The 20,835-nt window shown below is 59.5% G+C and carries 20 protein-coding genes and 2 pseudogenes; 19 read left to right on the forward strand and 3 right to left on the reverse strand.

Features of this window, described 5'->3' with window-relative positions; genetic code table 11:
• Positions 1–4 precede the first annotated feature (4 nt).
• Positions 5–712 carry a DUF484 family protein gene (locus tag ACZ1HM_RS06405; protein WP_472742036.1) on the reverse strand — a complete coding sequence of 236 codons (708 nt, stop codon included), beginning with the start codon at positions 710–712 and terminating at the stop codon, positions 5–7.
• A 282-nt stretch (positions 713–994) separates the two neighbouring features.
• On the reverse strand, positions 995–1,648 hold the full coding sequence (gene fsa / locus ACZ1HM_RS06410) for a fructose-6-phosphate aldolase (RefSeq protein WP_472742037.1): 654 nt from the start codon (positions 1,646–1,648) through the stop codon (positions 995–997).
• 123 nt (positions 1,649–1,771) lie between these two features.
• Between fsa and ACZ1HM_RS06415 the strand changes: the two are divergent.
• From ACZ1HM_RS06415 to ACZ1HM_RS06435, 5 genes and pseudogenes are all read left to right on the forward strand, one after another.
• A pseudogene (locus tag ACZ1HM_RS06415) lies at positions 1,772–3,966 on the forward strand (primosomal protein N').
• An 81-nt stretch (positions 3,967–4,047) separates the two neighbouring features.
• Entirely contained in the window at positions 4,048–5,280 is a 1,233-nt protein-coding gene (locus ACZ1HM_RS06420; RefSeq protein ID WP_472742038.1) for an MFS transporter, read from the forward strand.
• A gap of 2 nt (positions 5,281–5,282) precedes the next feature.
• The gene (locus ACZ1HM_RS06425) at positions 5,283–6,674 is read left to right on the forward strand and encodes an MATE family efflux transporter (protein ID WP_472742039.1); all 1,392 of its coding nucleotides are present in this window, start codon (positions 5,283–5,285) and stop codon (positions 6,672–6,674) included.
• Complete coding sequence (locus ACZ1HM_RS06430; protein ID WP_472742040.1) at positions 6,674–7,546, forward strand: 50S ribosomal protein L11 methyltransferase; 873 nt, start codon at positions 6,674–6,676, stop codon at positions 7,544–7,546. Before ACZ1HM_RS06425 ends, ACZ1HM_RS06430 begins: the two co-directional genes overlap by 1 nt.
• 112 nt (positions 7,547–7,658) lie before the next feature.
• On the forward strand, positions 7,659–8,012 hold the full coding sequence (locus ACZ1HM_RS06435) for a hypothetical protein (RefSeq protein WP_472742041.1): 354 nt from the start codon (positions 7,659–7,661) through the stop codon (positions 8,010–8,012).
• 314 nt (positions 8,013–8,326) lie between these two features.
• Here ACZ1HM_RS06435 and ACZ1HM_RS06440 read toward each other — a convergent pair whose 3' ends face one another.
• Positions 8,327–8,545 (reverse strand): DUF1127 domain-containing protein, encoded by a 219-nt coding sequence (locus ACZ1HM_RS06440; protein WP_472742042.1) that lies wholly within the window; start codon positions 8,543–8,545, stop codon positions 8,327–8,329.
• A 333-nt stretch (positions 8,546–8,878) separates the two neighbouring features.
• Here ACZ1HM_RS06440 and ruvC point away from each other — a divergent pair, with 333 nt between their 5' ends.
• From ruvC to ftsH, 14 genes and pseudogenes are all read left to right on the forward strand, one after another.
• A complete protein-coding gene (gene ruvC / locus ACZ1HM_RS06445) occupies positions 8,879–9,382 on the forward strand; it encodes a crossover junction endodeoxyribonuclease RuvC (RefSeq protein WP_472742043.1) in 504 nt (167 codons plus the stop codon).
• Positions 9,379–10,041 (forward strand): Holliday junction branch migration protein RuvA, encoded by a 663-nt coding sequence (gene ruvA / locus ACZ1HM_RS06450; RefSeq protein WP_472742044.1) that lies wholly within the window; start codon positions 9,379–9,381, stop codon positions 10,039–10,041. Before ruvC ends, ruvA begins: the two co-directional genes overlap by 4 nt.
• A 30-nt stretch (positions 10,042–10,071) precedes the next feature.
• Positions 10,072–11,091: a Holliday junction branch migration DNA helicase RuvB gene (gene ruvB, locus ACZ1HM_RS06455; RefSeq protein WP_472742045.1), complete on the forward strand. Its 1,020-nt coding sequence runs from the start codon at positions 10,072–10,074 to the stop codon at positions 11,089–11,091.
• Positions 11,092–11,172: 81 nt separating this feature from the next.
• Positions 11,173–11,796 (forward strand): hypothetical protein, encoded by a 624-nt coding sequence (locus ACZ1HM_RS06460; RefSeq protein ID WP_472742046.1) that lies wholly within the window; start codon positions 11,173–11,175, stop codon positions 11,794–11,796.
• On the forward strand, positions 11,793–12,191 hold the full coding sequence (locus ACZ1HM_RS06465; protein ID WP_472742047.1) for a YbgC/FadM family acyl-CoA thioesterase: 399 nt from the start codon (positions 11,793–11,795) through the stop codon (positions 12,189–12,191). Before ACZ1HM_RS06460 ends, ACZ1HM_RS06465 begins: the two co-directional genes overlap by 4 nt.
• Positions 12,192–12,307: 116 nt before the next feature.
• Positions 12,308–13,003 (forward strand): protein TolQ, encoded by a 696-nt coding sequence (gene tolQ, locus ACZ1HM_RS06470; RefSeq protein ID WP_472742048.1) that lies wholly within the window; start codon positions 12,308–12,310, stop codon positions 13,001–13,003.
• Between the two features lie 3 nt (positions 13,004–13,006).
• Positions 13,007–13,486 (forward strand): protein TolR, encoded by a 480-nt coding sequence (tolR, locus tag ACZ1HM_RS06475; protein WP_472742049.1) that lies wholly within the window; start codon positions 13,007–13,009, stop codon positions 13,484–13,486.
• A gap of 3 nt (positions 13,487–13,489) precedes the next feature.
• The gene (locus tag ACZ1HM_RS06480) at positions 13,490–14,599 is read left to right on the forward strand and encodes an energy transducer TonB (protein ID WP_472742050.1); all 1,110 of its coding nucleotides are present in this window, start codon (positions 13,490–13,492) and stop codon (positions 14,597–14,599) included.
• A 121-nt stretch (positions 14,600–14,720) separates the two neighbouring features.
• Positions 14,721–16,039: pseudogene (gene tolB, locus ACZ1HM_RS06485) on the forward strand (Tol-Pal system beta propeller repeat protein TolB).
• A 91-nt stretch (positions 16,040–16,130) separates the two neighbouring features.
• The gene (gene pal, locus ACZ1HM_RS06490) at positions 16,131–16,649 is read left to right on the forward strand and encodes a peptidoglycan-associated lipoprotein Pal (RefSeq protein WP_472742051.1); all 519 of its coding nucleotides are present in this window, start codon (positions 16,131–16,133) and stop codon (positions 16,647–16,649) included.
• 14 nt (positions 16,650–16,663) lie between these two features.
• Positions 16,664–17,491 (forward strand): tol-pal system protein YbgF, encoded by an 828-nt coding sequence (ybgF, locus tag ACZ1HM_RS06495; RefSeq protein WP_472742052.1) that lies wholly within the window; start codon positions 16,664–16,666, stop codon positions 17,489–17,491.
• Positions 17,492–17,506: 15 nt separating this feature from the next.
• Positions 17,507–18,178: a tRNA lysidine(34) synthetase TilS gene (tilS, locus tag ACZ1HM_RS06500; protein ID WP_472742053.1), complete on the forward strand. Its 672-nt coding sequence runs from the start codon at positions 17,507–17,509 to the stop codon at positions 18,176–18,178.
• Positions 18,130–18,747, forward strand: a complete 618-nt coding sequence (locus tag ACZ1HM_RS06505; protein WP_472742054.1) for a hypothetical protein — start codon at positions 18,130–18,132, stop codon at positions 18,745–18,747. The genes tilS and ACZ1HM_RS06505 overlap by 49 nt, the downstream gene beginning before the upstream one ends.
• 100 nt (positions 18,748–18,847) lie before the next feature.
• Positions 18,848–20,773, forward strand: coding sequence for an ATP-dependent zinc metalloprotease FtsH (gene ftsH, locus ACZ1HM_RS06510; protein ID WP_472742055.1), 1,926 nt, complete (start codon positions 18,848–18,850; stop codon positions 20,771–20,773).
• Positions 20,774–20,835 lie beyond the last annotated feature (62 nt).

Consider the following 20,835-nt stretch of genomic DNA (forward strand, 5'->3'; position numbering starts at 1 on the left):
TCGCTCAAGACAACCAACGGCGCATCGCGCGCTCAAAGACACCGGTGAAGAAGGTCAGCAAATCTGTGCCTTGCTGCGGCGTGAACATATGCGGATCTTCAGCACCCAGTACCAAAAGTCCCGGCAGACGCCCGTCGCCAAAATCCAGCTTCAAACAGGCCTCAGAGCGCATCCAATCCGCCTTGCCCGCATAGATTTGCTCAGATCCCTTTTGGATACTGCGCAACGTGACTTGCCGCGCGGTGCCGCCCCGCCCTTGGGTGAGGTAGTCATCAATGAAACCCGGCTCTGCTACGCTGAGCACATCGCCCAACCGCTGCACTGCCGGATCATCATCGTTCTGTACTGATTCCAGCACCAACTTGACCGCATCAACGCGCAGGATGTCTGCGACTTCGCCGCCCAGATCACGCAGGAAGGGTTCAAAATCCACCGGGTCCAGCATGCGCAAAATCGCGCGGTGGATCTGGTTTGTGCCCGCCAGGTTTTCATAGGCCGCCGCAATCACGGAACGGTGGGTGTCTTCCAGCCTGTCCAGACGCGCTTCCAGCCGTTCCATCGCAATGCCGCGCAAATCCACGATATTGCCGCCCATGGCCTTTTCATTGGCCGCAATCAGCGCCTGCATGACATCGTTGTCATCCAGAATCACATCCGGTTGCGAAATGATCGCCTCCCGCAGGACGTCATCGATTTTTGGCTTGCTGCTCATTTTTATCTCTTGGCGGTTTTGGGTTGCATAGCACGCGGCGGGGGCAAAATCTGCCCCCTGATTGCAAATTCGTCACCTGTGGCGGATAGGCGTCATCCCGTTAACGTGGCCCTAACCCCAGCCGCCAGGGCGGGGAGTGTCACACACTCTTTCCCCTAAAATTGCGCGCAGTGACTGCCAATATGGAGACCATGTTCAGCAAACAGTCCCCATACCCGCATATGTTTCCCCTAAGCCCTGCTCAGCTGCGCCAGCTTTTGGACAGCCTGTCAGAGCCTCAGATCACAAGATCTGTTGACCGGTCTTCGCCCAATCTTTCATGAACTGATCCAGACCTTTGTCAGTCAGCGGGTGTGTGGCCAGTTTCTTGATCACATCCGGTGGGGCGGTCATGACGTCTGCACCAATGCGCGCACATTCCTGCACGTGGTTCACCGATCGGATAGAGGCCGCGAGGATTTCGGTGCTAAAGCCATAGTTGTCGTAAATGGTGCGGATGTCTTCGATGAGGTCCATGCCATCCAGATGAATGTCGTCCAAACGGCCAATAAAGGGCGAGATGAAAGAGGCCCCCGCCTTGGCCGCCAACAGCGCCTGATTGGCTGAGAAACACAAGGTGACGTTGACCATCTTGCCTTCGCTTGAAAGCACTTTGCAGGCTTTCAGCCCGTCCCAGGTCAGCGGCAGTTTCACGGTAATGTTGTCCGCGATTTCAGCTAGCTTGCGGCCCTCGGCAATCATCGCCTCGGCTTCAAGGGCGACCACTTCGGCAGAAACGGGGCCTTCGACCAGATCACAGATTTCCTTGGTGACCTCCATGATGTCACGGCCTGATTTTAGGATCAGTGAGGGATTGGTGGTCACCCCATCTACCATGCCCAGTTCATTCAACTCAGCAATGGCGTCGATCTCAGCGGTATCAACAAAAAACTTCATGCGATGGGTCTCCCTCTCCAAATCGCGGTGTTATCGCTAACACAAAGGCGGCTGCCTTGGCTTTACCGCATGATCTGCGATGCTTAAACCCTCAATCTCTGTTTGGTGTTGCGGAGCCCCCCGGTGCAGGTCCCTGAGTTTTACGAACATGGCGCGCTTGTCGCAGTGCTGACGACCCAGCCTTTGGGCCGGACGCTGGATTACAAAGCGCCCGAAGGCGGCTGCTGGCTGGGTGCATTTGTCGAGGTGCCTTTGGGCCCGCGCAAAGTGTTGGGGGTGATCTGGGGGCCGGGGCAGGGCGATTATGATATCTCAAAGATCCGCCATGTGATCCGCGCGCTTGATGCCGCCCCGATGCGCAGTGAAATGCGCAGTTTTCTGGAACGCGCGGCGGCCTACACGCTGACGCCAATGCCGGCGATGCTGCGGCTGGCGACCCGCGCGCCGGGGTTGGGGGATCCGCCATCAATGCGCAAGATTTACCGCCGGGGGAAGCTGAGCCCGCAAAGATGACCGACGCGCGTCGGCGCGTGTTGGCGGTGCTGGAAGATTACGGTGACTTGTCCTTCACCCTCAAAGAACTGGCCGATATGGCCGGTGTGACCACCTCGGTGGTCAAGGGCCTGGCCAAGCAAGAGGCGCTGCGCGAAGAAGATGCCCCCCGCGATCTGCCTTTTGCGCGTCTTGATCCGGGCCTGCCGGGCAAGCCGCTGACCGATGATCAAGCAAGTGCTGCCGCCTATCTGGCAGAAGGCGTGCGGGCTGAGCGCTATGGCACAACGCTTTTGCGGGGGGTGACAGGCTCAGGCAAAACAGAAGTCTACCTCGAAGCGGTGGCTGCGGCTTTAAGTGCGGGGCGTCAAGCGCTGGTGCTTCTGCCTGAGATTGCGCTGACGGAGCAGTTTTTGACCCGCGTGCAGGAACGTTTTGGGGCCAAACCTGCTGAGTGGCATTCGGGTGCCACAATGACGGAACGCCGCCGCATCTGGCGGATGGTGGGGCAGGGGCAATGTCAGTTGGTGATCGGTGCGCGCTCAGCACTGTTTTTGCCGTTCCAAAACCTTGGTCTGATTGTGGTCGATGAAGAACACGACACATCCTACAAACAGGAAGAGGGCGTTCTTTATAATGCGCGCGATATGGCGGTGCTGCGCGCCTCCATCTGCGGCGCGCAGGTTGTTTTGGCCTCTGCCACTCCCAGCCTTGAAACCTGGGCCAACGCGGAGGCGGGCAAATACAAACGCTTGGAACTCACCTCACGGTTCGGACCGGCGGTGATGCCAACGATGGGGGCCATCGACATGCGCGCGGAAGGCCTGCCCGCAGACCGCTGGGTGTCGCCCAAATTGCAGGCCGAAGTGAACAAACGGGTTGAGAAGGGCGAACAAGCGATGCTCTTTATCAACCGCCGTGGCTATGCGCCGATCACGCTTTGTCGGGCTTGCGGGCACCAGATCGCTTGTGATCATTGTGACGCGCGTATGGTTGAGCATCGGTTCCTGAAACGTCTGATGTGCCACCAATGCGGTGAAAGCAAACCCATGCCCGATGCCTGCCCCTCATGCGAGGTAGAGGGCAAGCTGGCGGCGGTTGGTCCCGGTGTGGAACGGCTGGGTGAGGAGGCCGCCGCCATCTGGCCTGAGGCCCGCATCGCAACGCTCAGCTCCGATATGTACGGATCCGCCCGCGCGCTCAAGGCAGAGATCGCGGGCATCGCAGAGGGGCAGGCCGACATCGTCATCGGCACACAGCTGGTGGCCAAGGGCCATAATTTCCCCAACCTCACTTTGGTCGGCGTGATTGACGCGGACCTTGGCCTGCAAGGATCAGACCTGCGCGCGGCAGAACGCACCTTTCAATTGATGCGCCAAGTGGCGGGCCGCGCGGGACGGGCAGAGGCCCCAGGCACCGCCCTGTTACAGACTTACCAGCCGGAACACCCCGTCATCCGCGCGATCATCGCAGGCGATGAAGAAGCGTTCTGGAAAGCGGAGGCCGCAGAACGGGAACAGGCGGGTGTGCCGCCCTACGGGCGCATGGCAGGGATTATTCTATCAGGTACAGATGTCGCCCAGGTCTTTGATGCGGGGAATGTGCTGGCCCGTCAGGACGGCCCGATGCGCCAGATCGGCGCGCAGGTGTTTGGCCCTGCGCCCGCCCCGATCGCCCGCGTCCGCGGGCGCCACCGCGTGCGGTTGCTGGTCAAAGCCAAGAAAACCGCCCCTCTCCAAGACGCCTTGGCGCGGTGGGTGGGACAGGTCCAGACCAAGGGCGATTTGCGTCTGGCTGTGGATATCGACCCGCAGAGTTTTTACTAGGCCCGCGCCTTTACACAACCGCACAGCGGCTCTGCGCAATTGCGCCTCGTCTTTTCGGATCAGGAGGCGTAAGGCTGAGCCATGGCCCAACCCGTCACCCTTGCTCAGGCGCAAGCCTTGCCGTTTTGGCGCAGACCCATCGCATTGCTGTTTTTGATGGCTTTGGCGATGCCAATTGCGTTCAACACCTGGTCTGCGCTTTTGAACAACTTTGTGGTGGAGGTTGCTGATTTCGACGGCTCTGACATCGGGCTTTTGCACACCGTGCGTGAGATACCGGGCTTTTTGGCCGTTGGCGTGATCGCCGTGATCATTTTCATCCGAGAACAGGTGCTGGGGCTGATTTCCCTGGCTCTGCTGGGGGCTGCCACCGCCGTGACCGCGTGGTTCCCGTCAATGGGCGGCATTCTGATGATCACGATGCTCAGCTCAATAGGCTTTCACTATTATGAAACGGTGAACCAATCGCTGCAGCTGCAGTGGCTCAAGATCAAGGATGCCCCGCGCATTCTGGGCTGGCTCATGGCCGCGGGATCTGCGGCGACGCTGGTGGCCTATTTGGCCATCATTGCGTTGTGGGAAACGCTGGGGCTGTCTTATAACGCGGTTTATCTGGCGGGGGGCGGCGTTACCGTGCTGATCGCGCTTTTTGCGCTTTTTGCCTACCCGCAGTTCGAAGCCCCCACGCCCCAAAACAAAAAGATGATCCTGCGCCGCCGCTATTGGCTTTATTATGCACTGCAATTCATGTCGGGCGCACGGCGGCAGATCTTTGTGGTTTTCGCAGGCTTCATGATGGTCGAAAAATTCGGCTGGCAGGTGCATGAAATCACTACGCTTTATCTGATCAATCTGGTGGCCAACATCATCTTTGCCCCCTTGATGGGCCGGGCGGTCGGGTTTTTTGGTGAACGGCGGACGTTAGGATTTGAATACATCGGTCTGACGATTGTCTTTCTTGCCTATGGCGGGGTCTATTACCTGGGCTGGGGTGTTGTGGTTGCGGCTACGCTTTATGTGCTGGATCACCTCTTTTTCGGACTGGCGCTCGCGATGAAGACTTACTTTCAGAAGATCGCTGATCCTGCCGACATTGCCCCGACGGCTGCGGTCGCCTTTACCATCAACCATATCGCGGCCGTCTTTCTGCCGGTTGCGCTGGGCTTGCTTTGGCTGGCTTCCCCAGCGGCGGTGTTCTTTCTGGCGGCGGCGATGGCCATGACCTCCTTTGCGCTTTCCATGCTGATCCCGCGCCACCCAGAGCCGGGAAATGAAACGGTGTTCTCCCGGCCTATCGCCCAGGCGGCAGAGTAATCATGGAACCGGGGCGGTTCCTGGCGGGCAGCACCATGGGGCATGTGGTGCGCATGACAGCCACCGGCGCGATGGGGATCACCTTTGTTTTTCTTGTCGATGCGGCCAACCTGTTTTGGGTGAGCCAGTTGGGCGATCCGAAACTGGTCGCGGCCATTGGCTATGCCTATGCGGTCCAGTTTTTCTCAGTCTCTGTGGCTGTTGGGCTGATGATTGCGGCCACCGCCGTGATCTCACGCAGCATCGGAGAGGGCGACCGCGACCGTGCGCGCAGGCAGGCGGGTGCCGGTGCCGTGATCTCCATGGTGGTTCTTAGCATCGTGTCCTTGGGGATTGTCGCGATGCGCATGCCGCTGGTTAGCATGGCTGGCGCCCAGGGAGAGACCGCCACACTAGCGGCCCGCTATCTTGCCATCACCCTGCCATCCTTGATCCCGATGTCCGCAGCGCTTGTCCTGTCAGGGACGCTGCGCGCGGATGGCTACGGGGCCAAGGCGATGTACATCACGCTGCTGTCCGGTGTGGTGCTGATGATCGTCGATCCGATCCTCATCTTCTGGATGGGCCTGGGGCTGGACGGGGCGGCCATTGGTCTTGTTCTCTTTCGTTTCGCGTTGCTGGGGTTGGCGGTTTACTTTGCGGTCATTCAGATGGGGCTGGTTGACCGGCCCCGCCTGCGCACGCTGCGCAACATATGGCGGCCCTTCATGGTGGTTGCTGGCCCCGCCATGGCCACGCAGATGTCCACGCCGGTTGGCAATTACCTGATCACCATGGTGATGTCGCCCTACGGCGACGAAGCGATGGCGGCTTGGGCCGTGATCGGACGTTTGACGGTGGTTGTCTTTGGCGGCGTTTTTGCACTGTCGGGTGCCATTGGTGGGATCTTTGGCCAGAACTTTGGCGCCGGTCAGATTGACCGTGTGCGCCAGACCTACCGCGACGCGTTGATTTTTTGCGGGGTCTATACGCTTGTTGCATGGGTTTTGATGCTGATTGCCACGCCTTATGTCATCGCCGCTTTCGGCCTGACCGGCCTGGGGGCTGAGGTCTTGCGGTCTTTCACGCTCATTGGGGTAGGGGGCTTTGTGTTCATTGGTGCGCTCTTTGTGTCGAACGCAGCGTTCAACAACCTGGGCCGCCCGGGGTGGTCAACGCTGGTGAACTGGCTCAAGGACGGCGCGCTCAGCTATCCTGCCGCAGCGGCACTTGCGGCCCTGTTTGGCGCACCCGGCGTGATCTATGGCCAGGCGGCGGCGGGGGCGATCATGGGCCTGATTGCCGCGACCTGGGGCTGGTATTACGTACGCGGATTGAAATCGGAAGAAGCCCAAGCGCTTGACCCGCACTATCCGCGCCCCTACCCGAACCCCGACAGACATCGGAGAAGATAATGACGACATATACCGCGCTGACGACCCTGGAAGGCCGCGATGCTGCCTATGCGCTGGGCGAGGCGATGGAACGGCTGACACCTGAACCCACGGGCGTTGGCGTTTTTGAAATGGAAGACGGCTCGGGCCTGTGGGAGGTCGGTGGTTATTTCGAAGCCGCACCCGATGAAACGGCCCTGGCCGTTCTGGCCGTGGCCATGGGGGCCAAACCCTTTACCGTCTCCGAAGTGCCCGAAACCGATTGGGTGGCCCACGTGCGGCGCGAACTGGCACCGGTCGAGGCGGGGCGCTTTTTTGTCTACGGCTCGCACGATGCGGACAAAGTACCAGCAGAGGCCGAACCCCTGCTGATTGAGGCGGCGATGGCCTTTGGCACGGGCCATCACGGCACCACCCTTGGCTGTCTGCGCGCGCTTGACCGGTTGGCCACGGATGGCTTTGTGGGTCAGAACGTCGCCGACATTGGCTGTGGAACAGCGGTCCTGGCCATGGCTGCTGCGCGGATCTGGCCCAACCCGGTGCTGGCCAGCGATATTGATGAGGTCGCGGTGGACGTCGCCCAGGCCAATGTTTCAGCCAATGGGCTTGATGGAAAAGTGCAATGTGTCGAGGCCGCGGGCTTTGATCACCCGGCACTCGCCGAGGCTACGCCCTTTGACCTTGTTTTCGCCAATATCCTGAAAGGACCGCTTGTCGCGCTGGCCCCAGACATGGCCAAGGCCCTCAAACCTGGCGGATTCGCGATTCTGTCGGGGATTTTGAATGAGCAGGCGGACGAAGTGACAGCGGTTTATGCACAATCTGGCATCAATGTGACCCATAATGAGCAGATTGGTGAATGGACGACGCTAACTCTGCAAATTTCCTCCTAACTCATCCGGGTTTTTGGCTAAATTTGAGGTGTTTGCCCAGATTTCGCCACATTGCGTAGTTAATCAATTCTCAACAGCGGTGGGGGCCGTTCGTTTGGAAGAGATCACTGCCATGGTTGAAACACACGACCACTTTGAACAGCGCCTTGCTGCTTTGGGGCGTAAACATGAAAAGATGACCCACGGGTACACGACCAAAATCACCCGTGACGGGCTGATTGTGGTACAGCCCAAGCGGTCGCGCGTTTTGCGCGGCGGCGCGGTTTTGCAGGTGCTTGTACTTGCGTGCCTGGGCTTCTTTGCATTCAAGGTATTTGCGCTGGCTGCCGTTGGCCCCGCAACTTACGAAGACCGTCTTGCGGCACTGTCCGAAGGGACCGTGCTGGAGCAGGCCGGGGCGACCGCCCTTGCCGTTGATCCCATCACCGCTGTGCTGGCAGATCAAGTTCGGCCGTTCTTGCGCTGATCCTTAACTATTTGGTCAGCCTTTGGGTTGATCAGCTGTAAAAGTAACGAGTTTGCCGCGTCTCTGGTTGTTCAGAGCGCGGCTTTTTTCGTGTCGTTATAGATTTGGTGTTTGTGCCTGTTGGGTGAGGTGGAACATCACCGCTGAGGCCGGGCCACATCACGCCGGATGCAGGACTTGGCACCACTTGAAAGCGTTTTGACCGCTCCGCTGGCCACCGCCCTCTTCCTTCGCCGCAGGAGTTGCGCACATAAAAAGGGCGCGTCGTTTCTGACGCGCCCTGTAATAGCTTACCCGTTCTGGGGTCGTTTGCGTTAGCGGATGAATTCCGCCATCGCGACGTCATCGATGTCGCCACGGATCAATCCGATGTCTTCCAGCTCGCGGTCGGTCAGGCTGGACAGCGCATTGCGTGTGATGCGTGCGTTGTTCCATGCCACAACTGTGCCGAGGGCGCGGGCGAAAACAGAGAAGAATCCGGAGACGGCGATAGAGGAGCCGTAAACGGGGCGGTTGGTGTCAAAAGCTGCCATTGGAGCCGTCCTTTTTGTCTAGTGTTGTGCTGGATCATCCAGCCAGTGAGGGGCAGATAGGACGCTTATTCGCCCGGCACAATGGGCCGAATTGCATAGGTGATTTGCAATTTCTGCATAGGTCATTTTCACGGTTAACGCCCCGTAAATAATGGAAAAATTGCGACCTTCGACGTGTCGTTTTTCTGCTTCAAATGCCCGAAAGCGACACTGAGATGCATAAGCGACGCAGTGCAGGGCGAAATTGTGTCATCTGCGGAAACACTTGGCGGATGTTCGCGTTTCGTGCTAGTGCATCAAAAAAGCAACAATTCTATAAGTGACAGGGCAGATATGCGGGTAATTGGCATTGATCCGGGGCTTCGAAACCTCGGATGGGGCGTGATTGACCAAGTTGGCAGTAAAACGACTCACGTGGCCAATGGCGTGTGCCACTCCACCGGACAGGATCTGGCGGCCCGGTTGCTGTCGCTTTACCAGCAGCTCAGCGAGGTCGTCGCGGCATTTCAGCCCGATACGGCAGCTGTTGAGCAGACTTTCGTGAACAAAGATGGTGCCGGGACGCTAAAGCTGGGTCAGGCGCGCGGCATTGCGATGCTGGTGCCAGCGCAGGCAGGGCTGCCTGTTGGGGAATATGCGCCCAACAAGATCAAGAAGACGGTTGTGGGCGTAGGTCATGCGGACAAAACCCAGGTCGCCCATATGGTCAAGATGCAGTTGCCCGGTGTTGATCTGGCGGGCCCGGATGCGGCGGACGCGCTGGCCATCGCGATTTGTCATGCCCATCATTGCGGCGCGCCCAGCTTGGCGGATGCCCGCATCAAGGTGCGCGCATGATTGGTAAGATCACAGGACGCATTGACTACCGCGCCCCTGACCATGTGCTGATTGACGTCCGCGGGGTGGGCTATCTTGTCTATTGCTCAGAACGCACGCTTGCTGCCCTGCCCGGAGCGGGTGAGGTGGTGGCGCTTTTTACCGATCTGGTGGTGCGCGAAGATCTAATGCAGCTATTTGGCTTCCAGACGCTGGTGGAAAAGGAATGGCACCGCCTGCTGACCTCGGTGCAAGGGGTCGGGGCCAAGGCATCACTGGCCATTCTGGGCACGCTGGGGCCCGATGGCGTCAGCCGAGCCATCGCCCTGGGTGATTGGAATGCGGTCAAAGCGGCCAAAGGCATTGGCCCCAAGATCGCACAGCGTGTGGTTTTGGATCTCAAGGACAAGGCCCCGTCGGTCATGGCGATGTCCGGCACCCTGGCTGAGGCGCAGGGCGAGGTGCCCGCTGAGGTGATTGAGCCTGCCGCACCCGCACCAAGGGCCGCGTCCCCGGCGGCAGCCTCCGCGCAGGCCGAGGCATTGTCGGCTTTGTCAAATCTTGGCTATGCGCCCGGGGATGCCGCCGCCGCCGTGGCTGAGGCCATTGGTGCAGCACCCGAGGCCACCACGCCCGATCTGATCAAGGCCGCGTTGAAACTCCTCGCCCCAAAGGGATAGGCTGTGCCCATCCCCTCTATGGACCTGTGAATGACAGATATTGATCCCACCGTCCGGCCAGAGCCGTTGCCCGAAGATGTGGACCGCGCCCTGCGCCCGCAGATGCTGGAGGAATTCGTGGGCCAGGCTGAGGCCCGCGCCAACCTGCGTGTTTTTATCCAATCGGCCAAGCAACGCGGGGAGGCGATGGACCACACGCTGTTTCACGGCCCGCCCGGTCTAGGCAAGACAACGCTGGCGCAGATCATGGCGCGCGAATTGGGGGTGGGTTTTCGGATGACCTCTGGCCCGGTTTTGGCCAAGGCGGGTGATCTGGCGGCGATCCTGACCAATCTGGAAGCGCGCGATGTTCTCTTTATTGATGAGATCCACCGGCTGAACCCGGCTGTCGAAGAAGTGCTTTACCCGGCGTTGGAGGATTTTGAGCTGGATCTGGTGATCGGTGAAGGGCCTGCCGCGCGCACCGTGCGGATTGAGTTGCAGCCCTTTACGCTGGTCGGGGCCACCACTCGGATGGGGCTTTTGACCACACCGTTGCGGGACCGGTTTGGCATTCCCACAAGGTTGCAGTTCTACACCGAGGATGAACTGTTCATCATAGTGGACCGCAATGCCCGCAAGCTGGGAGCGCCTGCCGATGAGGGTGGTGCACGCGAGATTGCCAAACGCGCCCGCGGCACGCCGCGCATCGCCGGACGGCTTTTGCGCCGCGTGGTCGATTTTGCGCTGGTTGAAGGGGACGGCCGCGTGACCCAAGCCTTGGCAGATATGGCCCTGACCCGGTTGGGCGTGGACAGTCTGGGCCTTGATGGCGCCGACCGGCGATATCTGAGCCTGATTGCGGAGAACTATCAGGGGGGGCCGGTGGGCATTGAAACCATGTCCGCAGCCCTGTCTGAAAGCCGGGATGCTTTGGAAGAGGTGATTGAGCCCTTTTTGTTGCAGCAAGGCTTGATCCAGCGTACCCCGCGCGGGCGGATGTTGGCGGCCAAGGCCTGGACACATCTGGGGCTGGCGGTGCCAAAATCGCAGACGGATCTATTTGGTTGAGCCGATGCTTTTGAGTTTTATTGGAAAGATGAAGCGCGGGGACGGTGCAAACCCGTCACCCCTGCGCATGAGGAGAAGGCGATGACCGCTGAGCAGATCGAAGCGCTGTTTACCCGCGGTGATGGCAGTTTTGCCTTTGCTCGTTGGGGTCGGCCGATATGCCCTGTGGTTTTTGGTGTGGATGATGGCACGCTTGCGGTGATCAAGGGGGCCATCACGGCCACCTGTGATTTGGCCGGCCATGAGATGGGCGAGATGGACGCCGAGCTTGGCTCAAACCTGATGATGTTCTTTTTCACGGACTGGAAAGAGCTGCTGGAGGTGCCGGGCATGGACAGGCTGGCCCCCGATCTTGCCCCCTTGGTGGCGCGGCTGGAGGTGGCTGAGGCCAATCAGTACAGGTTTTTCCGCTTTGATGAGGCAGGCGCCATCAAGGCCTGTTTCGTCTTTTTGCGGATGGACCAGCATCTGAGTGATGTGCCGGCGCAAACTTTGGCGTTGAGCCAGATCGTTCAGTCCATGGTGCTTTGGTCAGACTTGGCGTTTCAGGACCGCTCACCGTTGATGGTGGCCAATGACACGACCATCCTGCGCCCTGACATCGCGCAGCTGTTGCGCGCTGCGTATGATCCTGTCTTGCCCCATGCGGCGCAAGATCCCTCTCATGCCTTGCGGCTTTTTGCGCGTTTGCAGGTGACCCAATGAGCCACAGCTATCCGATCCGCATCTTTTATGAAGATACCGACATGGCGGGCATCGTGTATTACGCCAATTACCTCAAGTACCTGGAGCGGGCACGTTCAGACGTTGTTGAGCAACTGGGCCTGGATCAGCGGGCGATGCGCGCTGAGGGCATCGTTTTTGTCGTCACCCGGGTAGAGGCGGATTATCTGGGAACTGCGCATTTTGGCGACCGGCTGGAGGTGCGCAGCACACATCATGCCCAGGGCGCGCTGCGCTGGGTGTTTGATCAGGAAGTCTTTCGCGAGGATAAGTGCATTCTTCGCGCAAAAGTGACCGCTGTGTGCATGACAACGGCTGGCAAACCCACCCGCTTGCCAGCAAAACTCCGCTCACAACTGGCGGCACAGGCGGAATAGGGCCATTTTTCTGGCAATCGCCTTTGCGCTTGGCTAGAATCAGATCAAATGAGCCTCGACGATAACGGGGCCATCAGGCAGCGCATGGGACCCCCATGCATAAAAAGAGCGGTGTTATGGAAGCAGAGACGCTGGCGTTGGCCAAGGAGATTGATTTCTCCATGTGGGGGCTGTTCATGCGGGCGACCCTGACGGTGAAGATTGTGATGATCATGTTGGTTGTCGCTTCTTTCTGGACGTGGTCGATTATCATTCAGAAGATTATGATCTACCGCGCCGCCCGGTCAGAGGCGGACAGGTTTGACCGGGCGTTTTGGTCAGGGGAGCCGCTGGACGGGCTTTTTGATCAGGTGGGGGCAGAGCCCGATGGCCCTTCTGAAAAGGTGTTTGCCGCCGGGATGAGCGAGTGGCGCAGATCGCACCGCGATGATGGGGAGATGATCCCGGGGGCCACTGCGCGGATTGATCGCAGCATGGATGTGGCCATCGCCAAAGAAGCGGAGCGTTTGCAAAAGGGCCTCACCGTGTTGGCGACCGTGGGGTCAGCGGCACCTTTCATTGGTCTTTTCGGCACCGTTATCGGGATCATGAATGCGTTTATTGAAATTGCGGAGCAGCAAAACACCAACCTTGCGGTTGTCGCCCCCGGCATTGCTGAGGCGCTGTTGGCCACGGGGCTGGGTCTGCTGGCGGCGATCCCTGCGGTGATTTTTTACAACAAGCTGAACGCCGACAGCGAACGTCTGATTGGCGCGCATGAGGCTTTCGCAGATGAATTTGCCACCATCCTTAGCCGTCAGTTGGACAGCTGAGCAATGGGGGCAGGGGCCATCAAGAAACAAGGCGGCGGGGGCAGAGGCCGTCGGCGCAGCCGCGCGCAGCCGATGTCTGAGATCAACGTCACCCCCTTTGTGGATGTGATGTTGGTGCTGTTGATCATCTTTATGGTCGCTGCACCGCTGCTGACGGTCGGTGTGCCGGTGGAATTGCCAAAATCCGCGGCAGGCGCTTTGCCCACAGAGCAGGAAGAGCCGCTGACCGTGACCATCACCGCAACCGGCGATGTGCAAATCCAGACCACACCGGTAGACCGCGCCCAGCTTGTCACCCGCCTGCGCGGCATTGCCGCTGAGCGCAGCAGCGATCAGGTGTTTTTGCGGGCGGATGGCGCGGTGCCCTATCAGGCCGTGATGGAGGTGATGGGCGCGCTGAATGCCGGTGGCTTTGCCAATATTGGCCTGGTGACGGACATCGGCGGGCCCAGCCTGGATGGCACCGATGCGAGCGGGAATTGAGCCTTGCATACCGGGCATGTCATCTCAGGCCTGGGGCATTTGGGCCTCATTGGGTGGGTCATTCTTGGCGGCGTTTTTGCCGCTGAGCCTGAGCCTGCGGAGTTGACAGAAGTGTCGGTGATCTCAAGCGCGGATTTTGAGGCCATGATGGCGGCAGCCCAGCCGCCGCAGAGCGCCACGGAGGTGGCTCAGCCCGCTCAGCCGCAGGTGACGGCCGATACCCCGGCACCGCAAAGCACCGCTGATGCGCAGATCGAACAGCCCGCGCCCTTGCCAACCCAAGCGCCTGACGCAGATCCGCTGCCCGATGTCACCGAACTGGCCCCGCTGCCCGAGGCTGAGGTGCAGGACACGCCGCCGGAGCTGTCTGAGCCGGTGGGCGACATTGCGGTATTGGTCCCTGAGACCGCGCCGGAGGCGGCACCCCAAGACATTGAACGGGTGGCCCCTCAGCCTGTGGCGCAACCCAACCCGGATGCCGCCGTCGACCCGGTGGAACAGGAGGCCGTAGCGCCCGATACCACAGGCGAGGCGACAGAGCAGGAAGCGCAGGAGGAAACCGCGCCTGAGGCTGCGACAACTGAGATTGTGACAGAGGCCACCGCCGCACCTGCGGCGTCCTCCCGTCCGCCCGGACGCCGCCCCGCCGCCCCTCAGCAACAGGCAGCCGCCCCCGCCGCTGCGGCAGAAACCAACGAAGATGCAGACGAAAGCCCGTCAGAGCCTGTCAGCAACGATGATGTGCTGGCCGCCTTGCAAGCCGCCCAAGATCCGACGCCCGCCCCGACCGGACCGCCGCTTTCAGCGGGTGAGAAAGATGCGCTGCGGGTGGCGGTGTCGCAATGCTGGAACATTGGATCGCTCTCAACCGAGGCGTTGGAGACCATCGTGGTCATCGGGGTTGAGATGAACCAAAACGGCACACCGGTCGCAAACAGTATCCGTATGATTAGCTCCAGCGGTGGATCAACGGCGTCAGCGCAGCGTGTGTTTGATTCCGCCCGCCGCGCCATCATCCGCTGCGGCGCGCGGGGTTTTGCACTGCCCGCCGAGAAATACAGCCAATGGCAGAGCATCGAAATGACCTTTGATCCCAGCAAGATGGGGTTCTGAGAATGCCCAAGTTACACCCCCATACCGCCCCTTGCCTTAGCCCACACCCCTGTCGTGACGGGGCAGCAGGGCGCTGTTTTCCCCTCAACATCATCGCGCAACCGCGAAAGGATGCAGACCTATGAGACATCTGATTTTGAGCCTTTGCCTTAGCCTGGCCGCCCTTTGGTCTGCACCTGTGAGCGCGCAAGAGCCGTTGCGGATCATCATTGATGAAGCCATCATTGAACCGCTGCCCTTTGCCGTTCCAAACTTTCAGCCAGAAAGTGCTGCCGCCAGTCAAATGGCCAATGATCTGGCCCGCGTTGTCGCTGCTGATCTGACAGGCACCGGGCTTTTTCGGGAAATTCCGTCGTCGGCCTATATCTCAACCGTCACCAATTTTAGCGCACCGGTGCAATTTGCAGACTGGAAAGCGATCAATGCGCAGGCGCTTGTCACTGGGGCCGTCAATGTCTCTGGCAACGCCGTCACGGTGAAATTTCGCCTCTATGACGTCTTCTCCGGCGCTGAGCTTGGCAGTGGTTTGCAGTTCTCTGGCACCACGGAAGGCTGGCGGCGCATCGCGCATAAGGTCGCTGACGCGGTGTACGCCCGCATCACGGGCGAGGGGCCGTATTTTGACAGCCGTGTTGTCTATGTCTCTGAAACCGGCCCCAAGGACGATCGCAAAAAACGTCTGGCGATCATGGATTATGATGGGGCGAATGTGCAGTATCTGACGGATTCCGGCTCTATCGTGCTGGCCCCCCGGTTCTCTCCTTCTGGGGACCGCGTACTGTATACCAGCTATGAGACGGGCTTCCCCGGGATCTATGTACTGGATATCGGTTCTGTGCAGCGCCGCGTGCTGGAAAGTGCCGATGGCACAATGAGCTTTGCGCCCCGCTTTTCGCCCTCTGGTCAAACGGTGGTCTACTCGCTCACCCAAGGGGGCAACACTGACATCTACACGATGGACATCAACACTGGCCGCGCCACCCGCCTGACCAACACGCCCGCGATTGAGACCGCGCCGAGCTTTTCACCAGACGGCTCTCGGATTGTGTTTGAAAGCGACCGGTCCGGCACGCAGCAGCTTTATGTCATGCCCGCCACAGGTGGTGAGGCGCAGCGCATTTCGTTTGGCGAAGGGCGCTACGGCACGCCGGTTTGGTCACCTCGGGGGATCTGGTGGCCTTTACCAAACAGAACAAAGGGCGGTTTCACATTGGCGTGATGCGGCTGGATGGCACGCAGGAACGCTTGCTCACCGCCTCCTTTTTGGACGAGGGTCCGACCTGGGCACCCAATGGTCGCGTGATTATGTTCGCGCGCGAAACCCAAGGGGCCAACGGCTCATCTACGCTTTATTCGGTGGATATTTCCGGTCGCAACCTGCGGCCCGTGCGCACCCCATCGGGCGGCTCTGATCCGTCCTGGTCGCCCTTGCAGAAATAAGGACAATGTCCCGATGCCGCATAATTCCCTAAAAGGTGGATTTATGCTAACAGCGCGCAACAATTGCAAACAAAGATAAGAGGCAGATCATATGAACAAGTTTCTTCTAGCTGGTCTTATGACCGCTGTACTGGCGATCTCCGCCTGTACGAACCCTGACCGCTTTGGCGGAGCCGATGGCGCGGGCAGTGGCGCTGCGGGTACCAATGGCACGGTTGTGCCTGGCAGCCCAAGTGATCCCACCTCGGTGGCGTTTTTCCAGCAATCCGTTGGGGACAGGGTGCTTTTTGCCGTGGATCAGTCCAGCCTGACAGCCGAAGGCCGCTTGACGCTGGACGGACAGGCGACCTGGCTTTTGACCAACGCTGACTATCAAGCGGTGATCGAAGGGCACGCGGATGAACAGGGCACGCGGGAATACAACCTTGCCCTTGGCGCTCGGCGTGCGAATGCGGTTCAGGAGTACCTGATATCAAAGGGTGTACCGCAAGCCCGTCTGCGTGTAGTAAGCTACGGTAAGGAACGACCTATTGAAGTATGCTCAAACGAAGCATGCTACGCCAAGAACCGTCGCGCCGTGACAGTTCTGGCAGGTGGGCTTTCCAGCTAGGGATTTATTGCTGAATGATTGTGCGCTCTATCATAGCGGCTGTATGCGGGATGGCGCTTTCCGCATCGGCTGCTTTTGCACAAGATGATCAAACGCTTGCAGACATCCGGCAAGAGTTGACCATCCTTTATGTCGAAGTCCAGAAACTCCGCCGCGAGCTTTCCACTACGGGTGGGGCAGAGGTGAACACCGCCGGCACATCTGTGTTGGAACGGGTGGGCGCAATAGAGAGCGAGCTTCAAAGGCTCACCTCAAAGACCGAAGAACTTGAGAACCGCGTCAACCGGATTGTCGCCGATGGCACCAACCGGATCGGCGATCTGGAGTTCCGCCTTGTTGAGCTGGAAGGCGGCGATGTCGCGGCCTTGGGCGAAACCACCACGCTGGGGGGCGAGGGGCAGACGGCCACCGCCGCTCCGTTGACAGATCCTGCGACCCCCACAGATCAGGCATCGCTGGCCGTGGGTGAAGCGGCGGATTTCAAACGCGCCCAAGAAACCTTTGCCGCAGGTGACTATGCCGCGGCGGCTGAGCTTTTTGCGACGTTCAACCAAACCTACCCCGGTGGCCCGCTTGCCGCTGAGGCCGATCTGCGGCGCGGCGATGCCTTGCGCCAAGTGGGTGATACCCGCGAAGCGGCCCGGTCCTATCTGGCCAGTTTCAGTGCCGCACCCGAAGGCCCCTTGGCCCCGCAAGCGCTTTTTGAATTGGGACGCGCGCTGGGCAATCTGGGCCAAACCCAAGAGGCATGTGTGACGCTGGGTGAAGTGGGTGTACGTTTTCCTTCAAGTGCAGCGGTCGCCCAAGCAGAAGACCAACGTCGCAACATAGGGTGTTCCTGACCGATGCAGGGAGGGTTGCCACAAATCGTATCAGAGGCCCTTCTGCCGCATCCTCCAAAAGTACTTGGCGTGGCGGTTTCGGGCGGCAGCGACTCGCTGGCGTTGCTGTATTTGCTGAACCAGTTTTCCCAGGAACACGGCACCCTGTTGCGCGCCGTCACCGTTGACCATGGCCTGCGCGAAGAAGCGCGCATGGAGACAGAGATCGTATCGGCCGAATGCGCCAAGATCGGTGTGTCGCATGACGTTCTGCTGTGGGAGGACTGGGACGGCCGCGGCAACTTGCAAAAATCCGCAAGAGACGCGCGGTATTCCAAGATCGCCGCCTGGGCCACGGAACACGGGATTGATACGGTCGCCGTCGGGCATACCGCAGATGACCAGGCCGAAACGGTGTTGATGCGGTTGGCGCGGCGGTCCGGCATTGACGGGCTGTCGGGCATGCAACCCCGCACCGTGCGCGAAGGCGTGACCTGGATCAGGCCGTTTCTAAAATCCGCCGCGACGCGCTGCAAAGTTACCTGCGCGCCCATGATGTCGGCTGGATCACGGACCCCAGCAATGATGATGACCGCTTTGACCGGATTAAGGCCCGCAAAGCCCTTGCGACACTATCAGAGCTTGGGATCGACCAAGAAGTGCTGCTGGAAGTTGCAGAGCAATTGGGCCAAGCGCGCAAAGCGCTGAACTGGCAGACGTTTTTGGCAGGCAAACAGATCATCACACAGGATGCAGGGGCCTTTATTATTGATGAAACCAGCCTGCGCCTTCACCCAGAAGAGATCCAGCGCCGCTTGCTGGTCAAGGCGATCTCATGGCTGAGTGGATCGGAATATTCGCCGCGCCGTTCGGGCATGGCCAATGTCACATCCGCGCTGAAAAACGGGCAGGCCGCAACAATTGACGGCTGCCATCTGCGCCGGATTGCCAACAAGATCTGGATCTTCCGCGAATTGAAATCCGTCTCAAGGGTCAAATGTCCGCCTCAGGGCATTTGGGACGGCCACTGGGTTATGGTGCCGCCCCCTGCGATGGAGGCCGCGTATGATCTGGAAATCCGTGCGCTGGGCGAGGCGGGGATTGAGCAATGTCCCAACTGGCGCGACAGCGGGCATCCCCATGTGGTGCTGCAATCGACGCCCTCGGTGTGGTCTGGCAACGTGCTGATCGCCGCCCCCTTTGCGGGCTTTGGCGATTGGAAAGCAGAGCTTGCGGCAGGACCAGATGCCTTTTTTGCCGCACTGATCACGCATTGAACCTGCGGGCGTGACCTCTATCTATAGTTCAAGGCGCACATAAGGGGTGCGCTGGGGGGCTGGTTCCTCTACATAGACCCGAAGCATTAGGAGAATTTCCTTGGGTAACATTCGCAATCTCGCCTTTTGGGTCGTATTGATGCTGTTGGTCCTGGCGCTGTTCAATTTGTTCAGCGGATCTGGGAACAATTTGCAAAGCAACGAAATCACCTACACTGAATTTGTCGCAGCCGTCGAAAGTGGCGATGTCCGCAATGTGACCCTGGACGGGGAACAGGTGCGGTTCCGCCGCTCAGATGGCAGTGAATACATCGCCATCAAACCGCAGGATGCCGAGATCACCTCGCTTTTGATCGACAACAACGTACCCATGCAGGCGCGTCCGCAACAGCAATCCGGGTTCCAGACCTTCTTGATGTCTTTGTTGCCGATTGTGCTGCTGATCGGTGTCTGGATCTATTTCATGAACCGGATGCAGGGCGGCGGCAAAGGCGGGGCCATGGGCTTTGGCAAATCCAAAGCCAAGATGCTGACGGAAAAACATGGCCGGGTAACGTTCGATGACGTTGCAGGCATTGATGAGGCCAAGGAAGAGCTTGAAGAGATCGTCGAGTTTTTGCGCAACCCGCAAAAGTTCAGCCGTCTGGGCGGTAAAATCCCCAAAGGCGCGCTGCTTGAGGGCCCTCCGGGGACGGGTAAAACGTTGCTGGCCCGCGCGATTGCGGGGGAAGCGGGCGTGCCCTTCTTCACCATTTCCGGTTCTGACTTTGTTGAGATGTTTGTGGGTGTTGGTGCCTCTCGTGTGCGCGACATGTTTGAGCAGGCGAAAAAGAACGCGCCTTGTATCGTCTTCATCGATGAGATTGACGCCGTGGGCCGCCACCGTGGCGCAGGCTATGGCGGTGGGAATGATGAGCGTGAACAGACCTTGAACCAGCTCTTGGTTGAGATGGACGGTTTTGAGGCCAATGAAGGCGTGATCATCATCGCGGCCACCAACCGCAAAGACGTGCTGGATCCCGCGCTTTTGCGTCCGGGCCGCTTTGACCGTCAGGTCACCGTGGGCAACCCCGACATCAAGGGCCGTGAGAAAATCCTGGGCGTTCACGCGCGCAAGACACCTTTGGGCCCTGATGTAGATCTGCGCATCATCGCGCGAGGCACACCTGGTTTCTCCGGTGCCGACCTTGCCAACCTGGTGAATGAGGCCGCACTGGGCGCTGCCCGCCTTGGCCGCCGCTTTGTCATGATGCTGGATTTTGAAAACGCCAAAGACAAGATCATGATGGGCTCTGAACGCCGCTCGATGGTGATGACAGCCGCGCAGAAAGAGATGACTGCCTACCATGAAGCAGGCCACGCATTGGTCGGCATGACCCTGCCGAAATGTGACCCGGTCTATAAGGCCACGATCATCCCACGCGGGGGCGCTTTGGGCATGGTGATGAGCCTGCCTGAAATGGACCGCCTGAACATGTTCAAGGATGAGTGCAAACAGCGCCTCGCCATGACCATGGCGGGCAAGGCTGCTGAGATCCACAAGTATGGTGAGGAAAGCGTGTCCAACGGGCCTGCGGGCGACATTCAGCAAGCCTCAGCGCTGGCGCGCGCGATGGTGCTGCAATGGGGCATGTCCGACAAGGTTGGTAACATCGATTATTCCGAAGCGGTGCAGGGCTACTCTGGCAACACGCCGGGCTTCTCTGTCTCTGCCGCGACCAAGGAGTTGGTCGAGCAAGAGGTCCAGCGCTTTATCCAGGATGGATACGACTGGGCGATGCAGATCATCAAAGAGAAAGAAGAAGAGTTTGAGCGTCTGGCCCAGGGTCTCTTGGAATATGAGACGCTGACCGGTGCTGAGATCAAGCGCGTCATGGACGGTCTGCCCCCTGTGCCCGAAAGCGGTGAGGATGACGACGACAAGGACGACAAGAAACCAAGCCTGACGGCCATCCCAAAGGCCAAAGGCAAAGGCAAGAAATCCACGCCGCCCGAGGGCGGGATGGAGCCTGAACCCTCCGTCTGATCAAGACAGGTTTCTCTGACGTCACAAAATGTCATAAGGCCTCGCCCCGGCGGGGCCTTTTC

The organism is Sulfitobacter sp. GN1-4, assembly GCF_055693825.1.

Coding starts and splice junctions, on each gene's coding strand:
- ACZ1HM_RS06405 (WP_472742036.1), bottom strand. CDS start 712: ATGAGCAGCAAGCCAAAAATCGATGACGTCCTGCGGGAGGCGATCATT.
- fsa (WP_472742037.1), bottom strand. CDS start 1,648: ATGAAGTTTTTTGTTGATACCGCTGAGATCGACGCCATTGCTGAGTTG.
- ACZ1HM_RS06420 (WP_472742038.1), top strand. CDS start 4,048: ATGGCCCAACCCGTCACCCTTGCTCAGGCGCAAGCCTTGCCGTTTTGG.
- ACZ1HM_RS06425 (WP_472742039.1), top strand. CDS start 5,283: ATGGAACCGGGGCGGTTCCTGGCGGGCAGCACCATGGGGCATGTGGTG.
- ACZ1HM_RS06430 (WP_472742040.1), top strand. CDS start 6,674: ATGACGACATATACCGCGCTGACGACCCTGGAAGGCCGCGATGCTGCC.
- ACZ1HM_RS06435 (WP_472742041.1), top strand. CDS start 7,659: ATGGTTGAAACACACGACCACTTTGAACAGCGCCTTGCTGCTTTGGGG.
- ACZ1HM_RS06440 (WP_472742042.1), bottom strand. CDS start 8,545: ATGGCAGCTTTTGACACCAACCGCCCCGTTTACGGCTCCTCTATCGCC.
- ruvC (WP_472742043.1), top strand. CDS start 8,879: ATGCGGGTAATTGGCATTGATCCGGGGCTTCGAAACCTCGGATGGGGC.
- ruvA (WP_472742044.1), top strand. CDS start 9,379: ATGATTGGTAAGATCACAGGACGCATTGACTACCGCGCCCCTGACCAT.
- ruvB (WP_472742045.1), top strand. CDS start 10,072: ATGACAGATATTGATCCCACCGTCCGGCCAGAGCCGTTGCCCGAAGAT.
- ACZ1HM_RS06460 (WP_472742046.1), top strand. CDS start 11,173: ATGACCGCTGAGCAGATCGAAGCGCTGTTTACCCGCGGTGATGGCAGT.
- ACZ1HM_RS06465 (WP_472742047.1), top strand. CDS start 11,793: ATGAGCCACAGCTATCCGATCCGCATCTTTTATGAAGATACCGACATG.
- tolQ (WP_472742048.1), top strand. CDS start 12,308: ATGGAAGCAGAGACGCTGGCGTTGGCCAAGGAGATTGATTTCTCCATG.
- tolR (WP_472742049.1), top strand. CDS start 13,007: ATGGGGGCAGGGGCCATCAAGAAACAAGGCGGCGGGGGCAGAGGCCGT.
- pal (WP_472742051.1), top strand. CDS start 16,131: ATGAACAAGTTTCTTCTAGCTGGTCTTATGACCGCTGTACTGGCGATC.
- ybgF (WP_472742052.1), top strand. CDS start 16,664: ATGATTGTGCGCTCTATCATAGCGGCTGTATGCGGGATGGCGCTTTCC.